Source organism: Streptomyces galbus (assembly GCF_005280195.1).
In the GTDB taxonomy this organism is placed as follows: Bacteria; Actinomycetota; Actinomycetes; order Streptomycetales; family Streptomycetaceae; genus Streptomyces; species Streptomyces galbus.
This window is the reverse complement of record NZ_SZPR01000061.1, coordinates 33,821-52,870: the sequence shown is the minus strand read 5'-3', so window position 1 is coordinate 52,870 and position 19,050 is coordinate 33,821. Positions and strand designations below refer to the sequence as shown.

The 19,050-nt window shown below is 73.3% G+C and carries 11 protein-coding genes; 1 reads left to right on the top strand and 10 read right to left on the bottom strand.

The features are described 5' to 3' along the window. Positions 1 to 76 precede the first annotated feature (76 nt). The 8 genes from E4U92_RS35500 to eccD all read right to left on the bottom strand — a co-directional run bounded on the left by E4U92_RS35500 (position 77) and on the right by eccD (position 9,758). Positions 77 to 454 (bottom strand): hypothetical protein, encoded by a 378-nt coding sequence (locus E4U92_RS35500; protein ID WP_137304569.1) that lies wholly within the window; start codon positions 452 to 454, stop codon positions 77 to 79. Positions 455 to 457: 3 nt separating this feature from the next. After that, positions 458 to 913, bottom strand: a complete 456-nt coding sequence (locus tag E4U92_RS35495) for a YbaB/EbfC family nucleoid-associated protein (protein WP_137304568.1) — start codon at positions 911 to 913, stop codon at positions 458 to 460. A gap of 160 nt (positions 914 to 1,073) precedes the next feature. Beyond that, positions 1,074 to 4,739, bottom strand: coding sequence for an AAWKG family protein (locus tag E4U92_RS35490; protein WP_241681804.1), 3,666 nt, complete (start codon positions 4,737 to 4,739; stop codon positions 1,074 to 1,076). Positions 4,740 to 4,836: 97 nt separating this feature from the next. After that, a complete protein-coding gene (locus tag E4U92_RS35485) occupies positions 4,837 to 5,307 on the bottom strand; it encodes a type VII secretion system-associated protein (RefSeq protein ID WP_137304567.1) in 471 nt (156 codons plus the stop codon). Between the two features lie 117 nt (positions 5,308 to 5,424). Further along, positions 5,425 to 5,733: a WXG100 family type VII secretion target gene (locus E4U92_RS35480; protein WP_137304566.1), complete on the bottom strand. Its 309-nt coding sequence runs from the start codon at positions 5,731 to 5,733 to the stop codon at positions 5,425 to 5,427. An 88-nt stretch (positions 5,734 to 5,821) separates the two neighbouring features. Continuing rightward, a complete protein-coding gene (locus tag E4U92_RS35475; RefSeq protein WP_137304565.1) occupies positions 5,822 to 6,157 on the bottom strand; it encodes a hypothetical protein in 336 nt (111 codons plus the stop codon). A 542-nt stretch (positions 6,158 to 6,699) separates the two neighbouring features. Further along, positions 6,700 to 8,313 (bottom strand): type VII secretion protein EccB, encoded by a 1,614-nt coding sequence (gene eccB, locus E4U92_RS35470; RefSeq protein ID WP_137304564.1) that lies wholly within the window; start codon positions 8,311 to 8,313, stop codon positions 6,700 to 6,702. A 44-nt stretch (positions 8,314 to 8,357) separates the two neighbouring features. Then, positions 8,358 to 9,758, bottom strand: a complete 1,401-nt coding sequence (gene eccD, locus E4U92_RS35465) for a type VII secretion integral membrane protein EccD (RefSeq protein ID WP_137304563.1) — start codon at positions 9,756 to 9,758, stop codon at positions 8,358 to 8,360. Positions 9,759 to 10,214: 456 nt separating this feature from the next. On the opposite strand from eccD, the gene eccCa reads away from it, so the two are divergent. Beyond that, positions 10,215 to 14,207 carry a type VII secretion protein EccCa gene (eccCa, locus tag E4U92_RS35460; protein WP_137304576.1) on the top strand — a complete coding sequence of 1,331 codons (3,993 nt, stop codon included), beginning with the start codon at positions 10,215 to 10,217 and terminating at the stop codon, positions 14,205 to 14,207. Positions 14,208 to 14,484: 277 nt separating this feature from the next. Here eccCa and E4U92_RS35455 read toward each other — a convergent pair whose 3' ends face one another. Both E4U92_RS35455 and E4U92_RS35450 read right to left on the bottom strand, forming a co-directional pair. Beyond that, a complete protein-coding gene (locus E4U92_RS35455; RefSeq protein WP_174864153.1) occupies positions 14,485 to 15,735 on the bottom strand; it encodes a S8 family serine peptidase in 1,251 nt (416 codons plus the stop codon). Next, a complete protein-coding gene (locus E4U92_RS35450) occupies positions 15,732 to 19,049 on the bottom strand; it encodes a right-handed parallel beta-helix repeat-containing protein (protein WP_137304562.1) in 3,318 nt (1,105 codons plus the stop codon). The genes E4U92_RS35455 and E4U92_RS35450 overlap by 4 nt, the downstream gene beginning before the upstream one ends. Position 19,050: the final 1 nt, after the last annotated feature.

The window sequence follows — 19,050 nt, the reverse complement described above, 5'->3', positions numbered from 1 at the left end:
GTCCCCTCGACGGGCGTGCGGGCAGCGCTGGGCGGCCGCTCCCGGTGTGGCGGGGGAGCGGCCCGGGGCGCTGGGGTCAGCGGCGACCATGCCCGCTCGGGCCCCCGTCGCCGTTCAGCCCGTGGGTGTCGATCTGGCTGGTGCGCTGCTCGATGTCGTCGATGTTGCGGTCCCGGGTGTCCTTCATCATCCGGACCTGGCTGAGGGTGGCGTCGGTGATGCCGACCAGGGCGTCGCGGATGGACATCATCGTGTCCTTGGTGGTCTGCCGCTCCTTCTGTTCCTGCGGCTTCGCCTTCGCGGCGAACTCCCCGTCCGTGCCAGGCCAGTTGACCGTGGGGGCCAGGTCGTCGAGGAACTCCTCGGTCATGCTCCGGGCCAGCGAGCCGATCTCCTCGAGCTGTCCGGCCAGGGCCTCGATGCGGTGCGGGTCCACGTAGTAGCGCTGTCCCACCGGTCAGTCCTCCCCGTCCTCGTCGAGGGCGTCCCGCCAGCCCGGGCCGTGACCCGCGCCGCGGGCGGTGTCCTCGTCGTCGTCGCGCAGCACCTCGGGTCCGAAGATGCGCTCCCAGTCGACCTCGAAGCCTTTCAGTTCCGGCACGTCGCTGCTGGGTTCGGTGAAGGGCGCCATCGCCTTCATCACGTGGCGGTTCATCTTGACGCGGGCCGCGCCGGCCGCCTCCAGGACGCTGGCGGCCAGCTCCTGCGGTGACATGTCGCGGTACTTGTTCTCCAGGAACTCGATCCCGGTCAGCTCGCCCTGCGGCCCCACGGTCGCCCGGACGGCGCGGTCGGAGGAGAGCACCGCGAACGACGCCTGGCGCAGCTCGCGTTCGGTGCGCGCCATCGCCTCCTGGGCGGCCTGGAGTTCGGCCATCGCCTTCTCCAGGCGCTTCTCCAGCGGTTCCGTCACGCTCGCGCCTCCTTGCTTCCGTGCTTCCGTGGGTGCGGCCCGGTGCCCGGGTCCTGGGCCGGTCGGCTCGGGCGGTGCACCGACTCACCCGTTGATCTTGCCTGGTGGCCGTCGGGACGCGACGGGCGGGGTCGCACGGTGTGCGGTGCGCGGGGGCCGGTCACCGGCCGATGACGGCCGGTGTGCCGCCCTCCTCGGTGCCCCACACGTCCGCGTCCTCCTCCAGGTAGTCGGCGGAGGTGGTGGCCCGGCGGCCGGTCTCCGGTTCCTCCTCCGGGGAGTCGCCGCCGGTGGTCGCCACGCGGGAGGCCGGGGCGAGGAACGTGTCGTCGTCCTCCTGGCGGTTCCACGGGCTGCGCCGCCGCCGGTTGCGCCGTTCGCTCTCCTCGGCCGCGTCGACGAGGACGGCGCGGACCCGTTCGCCGTTGCCCCGCTCGCCGCCCGCGCCCATGCCGCCCATGCCGCCGCCCATGGGCATGCCGGGGCTGCCGGGTGTCCCGGGGGTGCCCGGGGTGCCTGCCTGGGCGGCCGCGGCGAGGGGTGCGGCCCCGCTCTCCGAGAGGGGGGCGACCCCGTTGCCGTCCGTGGTGAAGGAGCCAGCGGAGATGCCGCCGGCCGTGGCGGCCGTCGTACCGCCGCCGAGACCGAGGCCGCCGCTGCCGAGCACCAGGTCGGACAACGGCACGTCCCGTGAGGTGGTGGGGGTCCCGCCGAGGTGGTCCAGGTCGTCCAGAGCCCCGAGGGAGCCCGAAGAGCCGTGGCTGTCGGGGGAGTTGAGGTCGTGCAGGTCCACCGTCTCGGTGTGACCCCGGGGGTCGGTGACCGTGGCGATGCCGGTGTCCGGGTCGATGACCTGCTTGCTGCCGTCCGGGAAGGTGGTCGTCAGCTGCCCGTTGTCCAGGGTCGTGACGGAGCCGTCCGGGTTGGTGACCCGCGCGCCGTGGGTGAGGTCGGTGGTCGTGGTGGAGCCGTCCGCGTGCGTGCTGGTCAGCATCCCGTTGTCCGGGTCGAAGACGCTGTGGCTGCCGTCGCCGAACTGGGTGGTGAAGTCGCCGTCGGCGTTCAGCGCGGTGAACCCTCCGGTCGGGGTGTCCAGGCCGGAGTGGCCGGCGTTCAGCCCGCCGAGGTCGCCGAGCGATTCGGTCGTCAGGTCGGAGGGGAGGCCGCCGAGCTGGTGGTGGCCGTTGAGGTTCCCCAGGCTGCCCAGGTCCTCGGTGGTGGTGGTGCCGTCCGGGTGGGTCGTGGTGGTCTGCCCGGTGGCGGGGTCGACGGTCTGGGTGGTGCCGTCGGGGAAGGTGGTCGTCAGCTTGCCGCCGGTGCCCAGGCTGGTCGTCGAGCCGTCCGGGTTGGTGACGGTGGCGCCGTTGCCGAGGTCGGTGGTGGTGACCGAGCCGTCGGGCTGGGTGGTGGTGAGCACCCCGGTGTCCGGGTCGAACGAACTGTGGCCGCCGTGGGGGAAGTCGGTGGTCAGGTCGCCGCCGCTGGTGAGCTGCGTGCTGCCCCCGGTCGGGGTGTCCAGCACCCCGTCACTGCCGTTGAGGCCGGTGAGGCTGCCCAGGTCCGCCGTCGTGGTGCGGCCGTCCGGGCCGGTCGTCGACGCCTGCCCGGTCGTGGGGTCGACGGTCTGGGTCGTGCCGTCGGGGAAGGTCGTCGTCAGCTTGCCGTCGTCGCCCAGGGACGTGACCGAGCCGTCGGGGTTGGTCACCTCGGCGCCGTTGCCGAGGTCGGTCGTGGTGACGGAGCCGTCCGGGTGGGTGGTGGTGAGCAGGCCCGTGCCGGGGTCGAAGGAGGTGCTGCTGCCGTCCGGGAAACCGGTGGTGAGCTTGCCGTCCTGGAGCTGGGTGCTGCCGCCGGTCGGGGTGCGCAGGGACGTTCCGCCGCCGTTGTTCAGACCGCCGAGGCCGCCCAGGCTCTGGGTGACCGCGTCGTCGCCGGAGCCGGTGTTGAGCGGGCCGAGGTTCGCCAGGCTCGTGACCGGGGGGACGTCGCCGGTGATGGTCGGGTCGCCGTCGCCGTTCAGGTCGCCGACGCTCTCGGTGACCGGGAGGTTGCGGTTCAGCAGGCCGTCGAGGCCGTCGAGGTTCTGCTCCTTGACCGCGTCGGGGTCGTTGAGGCCGTCCAGGCTCTCCTGCGCGGCCTTGCGCTGCTCCTCGGCCTCGCGCTTGGCCTCCTCCTGCTCGCGCCGCTGCTCCTCGCGCAGCTCGTCCGCGTACTTCTTGTCCTCGTCGCGCTGCTGGTTCTGCTCCTTGCGGAGGTCGTCCTGGTACTTCTTGGCCTCGTCCTGCTCGCGCTGCTGCTGGGCGCGCAGGTCGTCCTGGTACTTCTTGTCCTCGTCGCGCTGCTTGTTCTGCTCGTTGCGCAGGTCGTCCTGGTACTTCTTGTCCTCCTCCCGCTGCTTGTTCTGCTCGTTGCGCAGGTCCTCCTGGTACTTGCGGTCCTCCTCCCGCTGGCGTTCCTGCTCCTTGCGCAACTCGTCCTGGTACTTGCGGTTCTCCTCGTTCTGCCGGTTGACCTCGTCCTTCTCCTCCTTCAGCTTCTTCTTCTCGTAGTCGTCGGCGGCCGTGCTGGTCGACTTCGGCTCGGGCAGGTTGTCCTTGAAGTCCCCGCCCAGGTCGAGGAAGTGGTTGTTGAGGGCGGACTGCACCTGGGCGGCGGGCTTGCCCAGGTACTCGTCGACGCCCTGGCTCCAGATCTTCACCGCCTTGTCGCCGACCTTCGCCCAGTTGGCGATGTCGGTCAGGTCGCCGTACTCGGGGTGCTCCTGGAGGAAGCCGGCCTGCGGCACGTGATACGTGGTGCTGCTGTAGCGCGAGGTCGAGACCTTGATGTCGGTCTTGGCGACGTTGTTGGCGTCCACCCACTGGGCCAGGTCGTCCAGGACGTAGCGCAGCACCTGGTGCGGGTCGTAGTACGGGGACTTGGCCCAGTCCAGCCACGCCTTGAGCAGGGTGTCGGCCGCGTCCGTCAGGTACTTGCGGCCCAGGGACAGCGCGCGGGAGTAGACGGTGTTGCCGGTGCCCGTCTCGCTGCCCGAGCCCGGGCTGGAGTTGAACGTCTCGACGTAGTTGTCGTAGTTCTCGCGGATCTTCTTCAGCAGGCTGCGGAATACCTCCGCGGCCTCGCCCTTCCAACTGGCGTCGTCACGGCCGAAGCGGTCCTCCCAGTCCTTGAGGACCACCGCGTGGTCCTTGAAGAACTTGGCGGCGTAGTCGAAGGAGTCGCCGGTGGTGTTGAAGGAGTTCAGGTCGACCACGTCGCCGCCGCCCACGCCCAGGTTGCTGAAGCGGGCGTCCTGGGTGCTGCCGCCGAGGAGGGCGAGGAGCGCGGCCCGCGGCCCGTTCATGTACCGGGCGAGCGGGATCGTGCTCATCTTGTCCTTGTTGTAGTCCGTGAACTCGTTGCCCTCACGGACCTGGGCGTTGTGCACGTCGTCGGAGCCGGGGGCGGCGAAGACGATCTCCTCGCCGGCCTTCACCCGGCCTTCGAAGACGATCCGGGCCTGCTTGATCTGGGTCTTCTTGCCGCGGTCGAAGAACCAGATGTCGTAGTCCTCACCGTTGTTCCTCAGGAACCCGGAGTCCTTCACCAGCAGGCTGAGGCTCCGGTCCTTGATGTCCATCCGGAAGAGCTTGCCGCCGTGGTCGGAGCGCAGGGTGTCGAAGACCGTGGCGCGGTCCGGGACCGGGTAGCCGGTGATGTGCTTGACCAGGGTGGCCCAGGTGTCGGACGACGGATCGCCGGCATTGTCGAACTTGTCGAGGTTCGCAACGGAGTTGGGATCGTAGCGGTCGGCCACCGGGCGCCCTTTCTGGTCGGTGCGTGACATGCGCCCCGGCGCCCGTCCTGGTCAGGCCGGATGTGCTGCCGGAGGTCCGGTGCGTGCGGCCGGCGGTCCTGGGACCCGGCCGGCGCGCGCCGCGCTGTCAGGTGTCGTTCTTGCCGCCGCCGGTGCCGCCGGCGGTGAGGGTGTCGACCTCTTCGAAGGTCATGAGCAGCGTCTGCGCGTCGATCGCGCTGAGGTTCTTGTCCTTGGTCTTGTTGGCCTCTTCGATGGTGTCGCTGAGGGCTTCCTTCAGCTCCTTGAAGAGGTCCATCTGGTCACCGAGCAGCTTGTCGATCGCCTCGGCCGCCGCCCGGATGTCCTCGATCAGCTTCGGGCCCGACACCAGCGGCTCGGTCGCCATCTTGCCGATGCGCAGGAGCTGTTGGTTCTGGTCGAGGTTGCCCGGGGTGGTGTGGCCGTCGATGAGCTGGCCGAGCGGCCGGATGTGCGCACCGTCGCCGTCCTCACGGTGCTTCTTCGCGGCGGTGTACACCGGCTGGACCTCGTTGTCCCGGAAGTTCTCCATCTGCTTGAGGTCGAAGTGCTTGACGTCGGCCTTCTCACCGGCCATGGGACGTCCTCCTGCGGCTAGGTACGGGACAAGTGGTCGGCACGTGCTCGGGGGACCGGTGGGGCCGGCCGGCGCCCGGCGTGCGGGCTGCCGGGCCGGCGAGGGGCCCGTCCGGTGCTACCGGGCGCGGACGTTGCCCCAGTTGTCGGCGCTCCTGCGCTCGTCGCGGGAGTGGTTGTCGTGGATGCTCTGCACCAGCTCGCCGCTGTCGCCGAGCAGCGTCGCCATGTTCTTGGTGGCCTGGTCCCACTCCGCCTGGACCTGCAGGTACATCTGCTGGTCGGAGCCCTCCCAGGAGCTGACGAGCGGCTTGAGCTCGTCCTCCAGGGTGTTGAGGGTGTTGATGATCTGCTGGGTCTGGTCCTTCAGGTCCTCGATGGTCCGCTGGACCACGGGGTAGCGCACGTCGATGATGCCGTCGGCCATGACGTCTCCTCTGGGGTGGCCGGGCGCCCGGGCCCGGGAAGCAAGCGGGATCCGGAGTCGTCCATGGGGGCCGACGCCGGTGGGGGGATCAGAGCAGTGCTTCGAAGACGCCCTGGGTGGTCTTGCTGTTGAGGACCTCGGTGAGGTCCTGGTTCTCCTTCGCCAGCCGGTCGGCGGAGGTCACGTTCTCCTGCAGCGCGTCGATCATCTTGCTGATCTGGACGACGACCTTCTGCGCCTCGGCGTTCCAGCTCCGGAAGAGCTTCAGGAGGGCCTGGCCCTCGTCACCGCCGACACCCGAACGCGCGGCCAGCTCGGCCACGTTGTTCTGGATCTTCTCGACCTGGCTCCGGGCGGACTCCAGGGACGAGACGCCCCCCAAGCCCTTGGCGTAATCCGCTTTCCTCGCGGCACTGTCCGCCATGTCGCGCTCCCTTCGTTCGGGCGACTGCTGATCGCCACGTCGCCCGCTGAGGCTAAAGAGAACCCGGCGTTCCGCGCAACGCGCTCCGGGGTCGATTTTGAGCTTCGGTTTGCTTCCCAAGGACCCGGCGAACCGGGGGAGTTGCGGGAAGGTTTCCTGGAGATGAAGACATCCGGGTGTTCCGTCGACGAGCCCGGCCGCCCGGATTTCCGGCGCTCCCCGTGATACGGGCCCGAACCGGGCACGCGAGGGCGGCAAACGGTCATCGCGGCGGCCCGTTTCCGAAATGTCCGCGTCGCCCGCAGAAATGCGCCGGTTCTCGGGCCGCATATTCTGAGGTTGATTTGAGCTTTCTTCTCCGAGCGGCGCTTTCCTCGCGCCGTTCGGCGGCGGACGCAGGAGCTGAAGCGGCATCAATTCCCGTGTCCGGCCGCGCACTCGGCGTCACCGGCCGCGCGCCGATGAAGCTCAGATCGGCTGAAATTCGACCCCGCCCTCGACCTGTTCCTTTCCGTCCGGCGTGGACGCGTCCCTCGTCCGGCTCACTGCGCGGCGCCGACTGTGTCCGCCCCGTCCGCCCCGTCCGCCCCGTCCGTCTTGTCGGCCTTCTCCGCGTCTCCGGCCTTGTCCGCCGTGCCGTCCCCCTTCGCCTCGGTGGAGGCGCACGCCGGGGCCGTGACCTTGGGCTCCGTGGCGCCCGAAGCAGCTGCCGGATCCAGGTCCGCCCCGGTCGGCAAGGCCGCCAGCAACGGCGCCGGCACGGACGTGACGTCCCCGGCGCCGTACCCGAGGGCGGACAGTGCCGTACGGGAGGAGACCCGGTACTTCACCCCGTTGTCCGCCACCAGGTAGGTGGTGCCCGCGTGGGCGGCTCCGCTGGCGTGCAGCGCCCGCACCAGGACGCCGTGCCCGGGCCGTACGACGGCCGCGTCGGGCGGCGCGCACGCGGCCCGCAGCCGCTCGGTGCCCTCGGGGACCGCCACCGGGGCGAGCTGGGTCAGCGGGACCAGCACCGAGCTGATCCGGACGCCGCCGTCGGCACCGTCCACCTGGGCGCACAGCGCGCTGCCCCGCGGCACGGACAGCGCGGCGGGAGGCGCGTCCGGCAGCTCGGCGGAGCCCGCCGGGGGCGCGTCCTGCGCCCGGTGCTCGCGCAGGACGTCCGCGCCGACCGTGCGCACCTCGGGCGACCGCCCCGCGTACGCCTCCTTCTGGGTGGCCGGGTCACCGAGCACCAGGGCGGCGCCCAGCCGCGTCAGCGGCACCAGACCGTCCTTGCGGAGCAGGTGGTACGTGCTGTCACCGCCCGGCACGCTCACCTTGAACACCTGGCCGACGCGGCTGGCCCGGCCACCGAGCGAGGGGCCGTCCTCGCCGCGTCCGGGCACCTCCGGCGGGCTCAGGGCGGGGCCGGGGGCCAGCGCGTCGAGGAAGGCCGCGGAGACCGGAACCGGCTGTTCGGAGCCGTAACCGAGGGCGGTGCGGGCGTCGGAGGTGCGGTCGAGGGGCAGCCGGCTGCCCCGCCACACCAGGTACTCGGTGCCGTCCGGGCCGCGCACCAGGGCCGCCCGGTCGCCGTCCAGGGCGCGGGAGCCGACGGGCGCCCCGGCGACCACCGTGGTGGCCCCCGGCTTCCCGACACCGGTGTCCGAGGCGCCGCCGGCCGTGCTCGGCAGCGCCCCGCCGGGTCCGGTGACGCACATATGCCAGGCACCGGAGTCGAGTTGACCCGCGTCCGGCACGGTGTCCGGAGCGCCGGGGATGCCGACCGCGGCACCGACCGCAGTGCCCCGGAGCGACGCGCTGCCCACGTCGCTCGTCTCCAGGTCCGGGCCGCCGATCAGCCGCGCGGAGGCGTAGTTGCGCACCGGGTGCAGGACACCGTCGGTGCCGGTCCACAGGTAGCGGGCGCCGGTGTCGCGGTTGACGACCAGGTGCGGGCCGTCGCGCCAGCCGTCGTTGCCGCCCGGGCGCAGCAGACCGTAGACGGTGGCGCCCGCGCCGATCAGGACGGTGACCAGCACACCGAAGACCACCCCGCGGGTGGTGCGCCCCAGGGGGCTCTCCGGGGCGTCCGGGTCGGCCGTCAGCAGGCCCGAACTGAGCCTGCCCATCATGAACGTGTGGGCCTGCACCTGGTCGCGTTTGGACTGCACAGCCTCTCCTCAACTCGTACTCGATGAACCGGCGACCGGCACCGTCAGCCGAACAGTCCGCGCAGCCAGCCGAACAGGCCCGCCACCCACAGGCTCAGCGGCAGCAGGGCCACCGCGAACCCGGTGTGCGCCACCTCCGCCGCCCGCCCCCAGTACGGCAGCACCCGGCGGCCGGGCACCACCCAGGCGGCCACCACGAGGGCGGCCGCCGCGGCGAGCAGGACGGCCGAGACCACCGTGCGGGTGTCGCCACCGCTGTCGACGGCCCAGGCGCGCGCCAGCAGCAGCAGACCCCACACACCGGGCACCGCCAGGGTCAGCCGCTGCCCGATGTGCACCAGACCGCGGCTGTGCAGGAGCAGCAGCAGGCTCAGCGCCAGGGACACCAGCACCTCGGGCAGGTCGGGATGGTGGGCGAGGACGGCCAGGGCCGCCGCGGCGACGACGCCCGTGGCCGCGAACAGCGCGGTGACCCACCGCCCGGCCAGCACCGTCCGCTCGGCGACCTCGCCGCCCGCGTACGGCTCGATGCCCTCCTGGAGCTGGCTCGCCGAGGAGGGCAGGGCCGGCATCCGCATCCCGGCCAGCTTGAACGCGAAAGGCGCCACCGCGCCCGCGCCGAGCGCGACCACCGTCGCCACCAGCGCGACCGTGCCCGGCACGTCCAGGCCGCTGTAGCCGATCAGGACACCCGCGAGCGCGGTGGCCACCGAGACGACGGCGGTGGCCGTGAGGGCCGGGGCGCCGACCGCCGTGGCGGCCAGCGCGAGGACGGCGCCGCCGGCGCTCGCGGCGCCCGCCGCGAGCAGCCGCGCGCCCACGACCCGGGCGGCGTCCGGGCCGGTCACGTCGCCGCCGGGCAGCACCCAGCCGGCCACCCCCAAACACGGTGCGACCAGCAGGCCGAGCGCACCGGCCGAGAGCCGTTCACCGACCGCGCGGCTGGCGGTGGCCGCGCCGGCGAGCAGCAGCAACCCGGTCACGCCCGCGTAGGCCGGCCGCACCGACGAGCTCACCCCGGGCCAGAACACCAGCAGCAGCGAGGTCAGCACGGTCGCCACCGCGGTCCCCACCAGCAGGGCGCGGGCGGCGCCGGGATGCCAGGTGTGCAGCCGCCGGGCCGCGGTGTCGGCCATCCCGTCCACCAGGTCGTCGAGCCGGGCCTCCGGCAGCGCCTCGGTGTGGGGGCGCAGGTACAGCACGTCGCCGTCGACGAGGCCGCAGTGGGCGAGGGTGGTCTCCTCGTCCAACGGCACGTCGCCCAGGCGCTGGAGCACCCAGCCGGCGTGGTCGAGGCCGGACTCCTCGGCCTCCTCGCCCACGTAGCGCAGGAGCGTGGGCAACAGGTCGGCGACCGGCACGTCGGCGGGTACGGCCAGATCGACGGAGACGCTCGGCGCGCGTACGGTCAGGCGGCACAGATCGGCCACCGCACTGTCGGTCATCAGCTGAACTCTCGTCTTCCGTGGGGGGCTTGTCAGGCAATCGTCCCCCGCGGAAAGGGGGAACGGTCGAAGACTACGTAAGGTATATGCGGACGAGAACAGCGGGCCGTCCGCAGGGGAATTGCACCCGCGTGCCCGGTAACTGCCCGTCCCGCGTGGACAGGTGGTGCCGGAGGAATGCAGACTACTGCCGACGCCCGCCGGATTGTGCTGCGGACCGGACCCCGCGTCCGGAGCGGAGCCGAACGGCCCGGGAGTCACCCGTCTGCTTCCGCCCCCGAACGCGCACCGGATTGCACCGCCCCCGGTAACCCCAGAGCCGTCGCGGTGCGGCGCTTTCCCGTTCCCGGAAGGGAGCGGCATTTCGGTGCGGGCCGGAAAGCCCAGTGAACCCGGAGGTTCTGTCCCTTGAGCGTGGTGCTGTTCCGCCGTCCGGCCCGCAGGCGCGGTCCGGAGATGCCCGAAGGCCAACTGACGCTCCAGGAACCACCGGTGCTGTCCGAAACGGTCCCGGACACCTCGGCCGTGTGGACGTACCTGCCGATGGCGCTCATGTCGGTGTCGATGATGCTGATGTTCCTGCGCCCCGGCGGCAGCAACGGCGTCTTCATCTACCTCGCGATGGGCGTGATGGCGCTCTCCGCCGGCGCCATGCTGCTGGGCCAGCTCATGCGCCGCTCCAGCGAACGCAAGCAACGCCTGCGGGGCGAACGCCGCGACTACCTCCGCTACCTGGCCCAGATACGCAAACGCGTCCGGGCCACCATCGTGGAACAGCAGCGCGCCCTGGCCTGGCGCCACCCCGACCCCGCCTCGCTGCGCTCCCTGGCCCGCACCTCCCGGCTGTGGGAACGCCGCCCCGCCGACGAGGACTTCGGCGAGGTCCGGCTCGCGGTCGGCGAACAGCAGCTCGCCCTCACCCTGCAGCCCGTCTCCACCCGCCCCGTGGAGGACCTCGAACCGCTCTGCGCCCACGCCCTGCGCCGCTTCATCCGCGCCTACTCCACCATCCCCGACCAGCCCCTCGGCCTGTACCTGCGCTCCTCCGCCCGGATCCTGCTGCGCCCCGAGGAGACGGCCGCCGCCGCCCCGGCCGAGCCCGCCCCCGCACCCGCGAGCACCGGCGGCGACGCCGTACGGGCCCTGGTGCGGGCCGCACTCGGCCAGCTCGCCGTGTTCCACGCCCCCGAGGAGCTGTGGCTGGCGGTCTGCGCGAGCGACGAGCGACGCGCGGACTGGGAGTGGGTCAAGTGGCTGCCGCACGCCCTGCACCCGCACGAGGAGGACGGCGCCGGCCAGGTCCGCCGCATCACCGCCGACCTCACCGAACTGGACGACCTGCTCGGCGCCGAGTTCGCCGAACGCCCCGGCTTCGACCCCGACGCCCGGCCCGGCCGCGACGAGCCCTACACCGTGGTCGTCCTGGACGGCGTCGCCGTCCCCGAGGGACACCGGTGGGAGGGGCACGGCTACCGCAACGCGGTGGTCCTGGACGTCTCCGGCGCGCTGCGCTGGCGGCCCGGCCGCAACACGCTGCGCCTGACCGTCGGCGACCGGCGGGTGAGCCTGGTGCGCACCGACCGCAGCCGCAAGGAGCGCTCCGTGCCCCTCGGCCGCCCCGACCGGCTCGGGGTGCTCGGCGCCGAGTCGCTGGCCCGGCTGCTGACCGCGCGGCGCATCAGCCTCGCCACCGACATCGCCCAGCCGCTGGACACCGACGTCGAACTGACCACCCTGCTCGGCATCCCCGACCTGTACCGGCACGACCCGCAGGCCCACTTCGCCCGGCACACCGGCGCCGCCCGGCTCAGGGTGCCCGTCGCCGTCGGCGTCGACGGCCGCCCCGTGGAACTCGACATCAAGGAGTCCGCGCAGGGCGGCATGGGCCCGCACGGCATGCTCATCGGCGCCACCGGCTCCGGCAAGAGCGAACTCCTGCGCACCCTCGTCCTCGGCCTGGCCCTGACCAACTCCTCCGAGACCCTCAACTTCGTCCTCGTCGACTTCAAGGGCGGCGCCACCTTCCTCGGCCTGGAGGAACTCCCGCACACCTCCGCCGTCATCACCAACCTCGCCGACGAAGTCGCCCTCGTCGAACGCATGCAGGACGCCCTGCACGGCGAACTCATGCGCCGCCAGGAGCTGCTGCGCGCCGCCGGCAACTACACCTCCGCCCTGGAGTACGAGCGCGCCCGCGCCGCCGGCGCCGACCTCACGCCGCTGCCCAGCCTGTTCGTCGTGGTCGACGAGTTCAGCGAACTGCTAGCCGCGCACCGCGAGTTCATGGACCTGTTCGTCATGATCGGCCGCCTCGGCCGCTCCCTCGGGGTGCACCTGCTGCTCGCCTCGCAGCGCCTGGACGAGGGCCGCATGCACCAGCTCGAGAGCCACCTGTCGTACCGCATCGGCCTGCGCACCTTCTCCGCCATGGAGAGCCGCGGCGTGCTCGGCGTCCCCGACGCCTACCAGCTGCCCGCCCAGCCCGGCAGCGGCTACCTCAAGTCCGGCGTGGAGGCGCTGACCCGCTTCCGCGCCGCCTACTCCTCCGGCACCTACCGCCGCCGCACCGGCGCGGTGGCCCAGGCCCGGGTCGCCAACCAGGTCGTGCCCTGGACCAGTTCCTGGGTCGTGCCGCGCACCCTGGACCCGATGCCCGAACCGGAGCCGGACACCAAGGACGGCGGCGACGAGGAGACCCTCCTCGACGTGGCCCTGGACCGGCTGCGCGACTCCGGCCCGGCGGCCCACCAGGTGTGGCTGCCGCCGCTGGACGAACCCTCCCCGCTCGACGCGCTGCTGCCCGGCCTCGCCCCCGACGCCGAACGCGGCCTCACCGCCAAGGGCTGGTCCGGCACCGGGAAACTCCGCGTCCCCGTCGGCCTGGTGGACAAGCCCTTCGAGCAGCGCCGCGACCCGCTCGTCGTGGACCTGTCCGGGGCCGGCGGCCACGTCGCCATCGCCGGCGGCTCGCAGAGCGGCAAGTCCACCCTCGCCCGCACCCTCATCGGCGCCCTCGCCCTCACCCACACGCCCGCCGAGATCCAGTTCTTCTGCCTCGACTTCGGCGGCGGCGGCCTCTCCCAGCTCGCCGGGCTGCCCCACGTCGGCGGCGTCGCGGCACGCCTCAACCCCGAGCGCGTGCACCGGGCCGTCGCCGAGGTGATGACCCTGCTGGCCCGCCGCGAGCAGTTCTTCGTCGACCACACCCTGGACTCCATGCAGTCCTACCGCCGCCGCCGCGCCGCCGGGGAGTTCCCCGACGAGCCCTTCGGTGACGTCTTCATGGTGATCGACGGCTGGTCCACCGTCCGCCAGGACTACGACGACCTCATCCCGAAGTTCAACGAACTCGCCGCCCGCGGCCTGAACTACGGCATCCACCTGCTCATCACCACCACGCGCTGGGTCGAGCTGTCCGCCCAGGTCCGCGACCAGGCCGCCACCCGCCTGGAACTGCGGATGGGTGACCCGATGGACTCCGAGATCGACACCCGCAAGGCCCGCTCGGTACCGCGCAGCGGCGGCCGCGGCATCACCGCCGACACCAAGATGCACTTCCTGGCCAGCCTGCCCCGCCTCGACGGCAGCGGCTCCCTCGACGACCTCGGCGACGGCGTCGCCCACCTCGTCGCCGAGGTAGCCCGGCACTGGAACGGTGCGCCCGCCCCGCGGATCCGGATGCTGCCGCACCGGCTGCCGCTCGCGGAACTGCCCGCACCGGAGGCCACCGAGGGCGGCGGCATGCGCCTGCCGCTCGGCATCGACCAGGACGCCCTGGAGCCGGTCTGGCACGACTTCAGCCGCACCCCGCACCTGATCGTGGTCGGTGACACCGAGAGCGGCAAGACCAACCTGCTGCGCCGCGTCAGCGAGGGCATCACCGCCCGCTACGCCCCCCACGAGGCGAAGATCATCGTGGTGGACTACCGGCGCACCCTCGTGGACACCGTCCCCGAGGAGTACCGCATCGGGCACGTGATCTCCCTGGACAACCTCAAGGAGACCGTGGAGGGCGCCGCCCGTGCCATGAAGACCCGCATCCCGGGCGCCGACATCGCGCCCGCCCGGATGCGCCAGTGCGACTGGTGGACGGGCCCGCGCCTGTTCATCCTGGTCGACGACTACGACATGGTCTCCGGCAACTCCTTCCAGAGCCCGTTCGAGCCGCTCTTCGAGCACCTCACGCTCGGCTTCGAGATGGGCCTGCACCTGGTCGTCGCCCGCAGCGCGATGGGCGCCGGGCGCGGCCTGGGCGACGGCCTGCTGCGCCGCCTCGACGAGGCCAACAACCCCGCGCTGCTGCTGTCCTGCCCGCCCACCGAGGGCCGTCTGTTCGGCAACGCCAAGCCGCGCAACCTCCCCCCGGGCCGGGCCCTGCACATCGCCCGCCGCCGCGAACGGCTGGTGCAGACCGCGCTCGTGGAGACGGGCCAGGACCAGCAGGTCTGACCCACGGGGTGGGGGACAGGAGGACGGGCCCGCGCGGCCGGCTCACGACCGGCCGGGCGGGCCCGTCCTGTCGGTCTCCGGCGCGCCACCCGCAGGTGCGGCCTCGTGCGGCGTGCACAGCGGGCCGGGCGCCCGGAGCGGAAACCTCCGCGCCGGGCCGTTCCCGTACGGCCGGCTCGCGCTGCCGTCGGCCTGCCCGCCCCGTCGGGCCCCGCCGGGCGCTGCCCACGCCGGCCCGCGGGGCGGAGGGCGCAGGGGACGTACGCGGGCGGCCGGCTCACGCCCCGTCGGGTGTGCCCGTCCCGTCCGGTCCCGCCGCGCGCCACCCGCGCGCACGAGCCCGCGGCAGGGCGAACACCGCCCACAGCACCGACAGCACACCGGCACCGGCCAGCAGCACGAAGAGGGCGGCGCGGCCCGTAGCACGGTCGGCGGTGGCCGTGTCGCGCAGCTCCACGGGACGGGACCCGCTGGCGGCCGGCAGGCCCGCGCGGGCGTCGCCGAGGACGGTGGTGACGGCGGCGTACGGGTCGAGCTGGGGGATGTCGGCGGGGTAGGCGGTCGCGGTCAGACGCCGGGCGACCGCCGCGGCGGAGTCGTCGGGGTGGGTGGCGCGGACGGCCGCGGCCGCCCCGGCGGCGTAGGCGGCGGCCACCGAGGCGCCGCCGCCGAGGTAGTGGCCGTCACCGCGGGGACCGCCGGAGACGACGCCGGCGCCGGGCGCGGCCAGGTCGATGCCGCTGGTGGGCAGGGCTTTGTCGGGGCGGGAGCCGTCGGGAAGCATGTCGGCGACCGACAGCACCCCCGGCTCACCGGCCGGCCAGTAGGTGCGTGACGGTACGTCGTCGGCGGCGCCCCTGGTCGGCGGGTCGGGCGTGGCGGCGGCGACCACGACTGCGCCCTTGCCGAGCGCGTCGGCGACGGCACGGGTCAGTTCGGTGTCCCGGCGGGGCAGGGCGACCGCCACGGCGATCACGTCGGCGCCGGCCTCGGTCGCGGCGCGGACGGCCCCGGCGACCAGACCGGCGTCCGCCTGGCCGCGTTCGTCGGTGCCCCGCAGGGCGAGGATCCTCGCCGAGGGGGCGACGCCGGCCAGGCCGGGTGTGGCGCCGCCGCTCCCGGCGATCAGCCCGGCCAGGAAGGTGCCGTGCCCGACGCAGTCGACCGCGGCCGCCCCCCGCGCGGTGACCCGGTCACCGAGTCCGGTGGCGTCGGGGACGACTCCCGTGTCGACGAGGGCCACGGTCACGCCCGCCCCCGTTGTGTGCCGGTGCAGCCGGTCCAGGTCGAGGCGCTGGCGCGACCAGTCCTGCTTCTTCGCCCTGGACTTGGAGGCCGGGGTGCAGGAGTCGTCCCCGGAGTCCGTACCGAGCGCGGAGGGCATGCCGGGCAGTTGCTGGCCCTTGCCGTCCGCCGAGAGCAGCGACGGGGGCAGAGCCGGTGCGGGGCCGGCCGAGGACAGCAGCAGGGCGGCGGTCAGCGCGGTGCCGGGCAGGGCGCGGGCCGTGGCGCGCAGGGAGGGCCTCACCGGGGCGCCGCCTTCGTGGCCGGCGCGGTGACGTCCTCCGGCAGCAGCAACCGCAGGTCGTCCAGGGTGGGCGCGGCCAGCGCGCTGAGCCGTCCCGCCTGGCGGGTGACCATCGACTCGACGACCTGGCGGGCCAGGCGGGCGTTGCCGAAGGAGCGGTCGCGGGGGAGCGCGTCGAAGTACTCCTTCAGCAGCGGGCCCGTGCCCGGGCCGCACTCGTAGCCCATGGCGGTGGCCTGGGTGCGCACGATGGTGACCAGCTCCTCGGAGGAGTAGTCGGCGAAGGCGACCCGGCGCGGGAAGCGCGAGGACAGACCCGGGTTGGAGGCGAGGAAGCGCTTCATCTCGTCGGTGTAGCCGGCGACGATCACCACCACCTCGTCGCGGTGGTCCTCCATCAGCTTCAGCAGCGTGTCCACCGCCTCCTGGCCGAAGTCGGCGCCGCCGTCGCGCGGGGTGAGGGTGTAGGCCTCGTCGATGAACAGCACACCGCCGCGGGCCCGTTCGAAGACCTCACGGGTGAGCTGCGCGGTGTGGCCGATGTAGCGGCCGACCAGGTCGGCGCGGGCCGCCTCGACGAGCTGGCCCCGCGCGAGGATGCCGAGCTGGGAGAGGATCTCGCCGTAGAGACGGGCCACGGTGGTCTTGCCGGTGCCGGGCGGCCCGGTGAAGACCAGGTGGTGGCTGAGGGACGGCACGGGCAGCCCCGCGGCCGCGCGGTGGCGGGCCGTGGTGATGAGGTTGACCAGATCGGCGACGTCCCGCTTGACCTCCGCCAGGCCGATCATGTCGCCGAGGCGGGTCAGCGGGTCGTCCTGCGCCGGCGCGCCCCCGGTGGCCTGCGCGGCGGCGGTGGCGGAGACGTCCTCCGGCAGCAGCAGCCGCAGGTCGTGCTCACTGACCTGGGGCTGGGAGGCGAGCCGGACCGCCTGGCGGTCCACCATCTCCTCGAACACCCCGCGCGCCGCACGGCCGTTGCCGAAGCCGGCGTCCCGGGGCATCGCCTCGAAGTGCGCGGCCAGCGCCTGCGCGGTGCCCTCGCCCAGCTCGTACTGGTGCTGCGCGCACATGTTCTCCATGATCGCGACCAGTTCGGGCACCGAGTAGTTCTCGAACTGCACCGTCCGGGAGAACCGCGAGGCGAGGCCGGGGTTGGAACCCAGGAAGGACTCCATCTCGCGCGAGTAACCGGCCGCCACCACCACGACGTCGTCGCGGTGGTCCTCCATCAGCTTGAGCAGGGTGTCGACCGCCTCGCGGCCGAAGTCCGCGCCCCCGTTGTTGCTGTCGGAGGTGAGCGTGTACGCCTCGTCGATGAACAGCACGCCGCCGAGGGCCCGTTGGAAGGTCTCGGTGGTCTTGATCGCCGTTCCGCCGACGACCTGCGCCACCAGGTCGGCCCGGGACACCTCCACCAGGTGCCCGCTGCGCAGCGATCCCAGCTCCGCCAGGATCGACCCGTACAGCCGGGCCACCGTGGTCTTGCCGGTACCGGGCGGACCGGCGAAGACCAGGTGGCGGCTCATCGGCGGGGCGGGCATGCCGAGCTTCTCCCGGCGCTGGGCGAGCTGGGTCAGGTTGACCAGGGTGCCCACCTGCTGCTTGACGTTCTCCAGGCCGATCAGCGCGTTGAGGGCGCCGAGCGGCCCGTCGGCCCGGTCCGGCGGGGGCGCGTCCGCCGCGCCCGAGCCCGCCGGGTCGGTGTTCTCGGCCGCCCCCGTCCCCCAGGCGTCCCGCTTGCCGTTGCCGGTGCTGTTGAGGCCCTCCACGGCCAGCCGGGTGCCCGGCGCGGTCTGCACCAGGCCGCCGCCCGCGTTCTCCCGGGCAAGACAGTTCACCAGGGACACCGGCGCAGTCGACTCCACCCGGAAGCCGTCCTGGGCGCCGCCGGTGACCTCGCAGCCGCTGAGGGAGGCGAGCGCGCCCTCGCGCAGCAGGAAGCCGTGGCCCTGGGGGGCGTGCACCGTCGTACGGTTGGCGGTCAGCTCGCCGCCCGCCGCGACCACCACGCCGTCCTCGCCGGACACCTCGACGCGGAAGTCGCGCACCGTGACGTTGCCGCCGTCCTCGACGGACAGACCGCTGGTCACGGCGTCGGACACGCCGCCGCCGGCCAGGTACAGGGTGCTGCCCGACGCGGCCCGCACGCCCGCACCCTTCGGCCGCAGGACGTCGCAGTCCTCGATGCGTCCACGGGCGTCCTTCAGGGCCGCTATCCCGTCGCCCTCGGGCTCCACCAGCCGGGCCCGGCGCACCAGCGGGTTCGCACCGCTGCGCACCAGCACCGCCGGCGCTCCGCCGATCACTTCGAGGCGGTCCAGCTCGGGCGCGGAGTCCTCCTCCAGGAGCAGCCCGGTCCCCTCGCAGTCGCGGACGGTGAGACCCGTGAGCGCGGGTGAGGCGGCCCCGGCGACCCGCAGCGCCGTCTCCTGCGCGCCGTCGACCCAGCAGTCCTCGAAGGTGCCACGGGCCCGGTCGGTGACCAGCACGCCGTGGCCGCGGGCGCGCGAGACGCGGCACCGGCGCAGCACCGGGTCGGTGCCGGCGGCCAGCGTGATCCCGTTGCCGGACGCCCCGGTGACCCGGACGTCCTCCAGCGTCGTCCGGCCGGACGTGCTCAGGTGCACCCCCGTGCTGGTGTCGTGCACCACGGTGCGCACCACCGACAGGGAGCAGTTCTGCTCCAGGGCCAGCGAGGGCTTGTCGGTGGAGGAGACGTCGCAGTCCTCGACCGTGCCGCGGGACTCCCCGTTGGCGAGCAGTCCGTTGCCGCGGGCGTCGCGCACCGTGCAGCCCCTCAGGCGCGCCTCGCCCTGCTCGGCGAGCACCACACCGCTGGTCCCCAGGTGCTCGAAGGTGCAGGACTCCATGGTGGTGGGGGTGGTCGAGGTGACCACGACGCCCGCACCCTGCGCGTTGCTCACCCGGCAGTCCCGCAGCGCCAGCGAACCGGTGCCCGAGGCGACCAGCGCGGTCCACGCCGCCCCGACGACCTCGCAGCCGTCCAGCGCGGCCTGCCCGCGGCGGACGTCCACCGCCGGCTCCTCCGCGTCCGCGCCGCGCAGGGTCAGCTCCGCCAGCATCACGGCGTCGGCGCGCAACGCGAGCACACTGCCCGAGCGCGGCCTGATCTCGACGGTGCCCCGTCCTTCGGCGGCGGCGAGGGTGACCCGGGTGTGGATCACCAGGTTCTCCGCGTAGCTCCCGGGCCGGATGCTGATGAGGGCGCCGGTGCGGGCGGCCGAGAGCGCCTCACCGATCGTCCGGTAGCGGTCCCGGTCTCCCGGACCGACCGTGAGTACCTGGCGCGACACG